Here is a 293-nt window from a genome sequence, read left to right as displayed (position 1 = left end):
GCGCCGTGAGGCCGGCCGCCCCGCCCAGCCGCCAGGCCCGTACGGCGAGGGCCAGCTGCTCGCGGTCACGCCCCGACCCGGCCGCGAGCCGCGCCACGACATGGGGTACGTCGTCGGCCGCCGCGCCGGCAGCGAGCCGTACCGCGTCCTGACCCTCCGTCAGACCAGGCTCGGGCTCCAGGCCGTCGTGCCCCGGCGCGAGTGCCTCCGCCAGCAGCCGGTGCGCGCGGGCCGCCGCGTCCGCCGCCAGCAGCTCCAGCGGCGCCGGATCCACTCCCGGCCCCGCGTCCGCC

At 81.2% G+C, this 293-nt stretch carries 1 pseudogene; it reads right to left on the bottom strand.

From position 1 onward, the window contains the following. Positions 1–293: pseudogene (locus HTZ82_RS06530) on the bottom strand (SWF or SNF family helicase); the annotation flags it as partial.

It is taken from the genome of Streptomyces sp. TRM64462, from assembly GCF_013362995.1.
Classification (GTDB): Bacteria; Actinomycetota; Actinomycetes; order Streptomycetales; family Streptomycetaceae; genus Streptomyces.
This window is presented reverse-complemented; position numbering and strand designations above follow the sequence as displayed.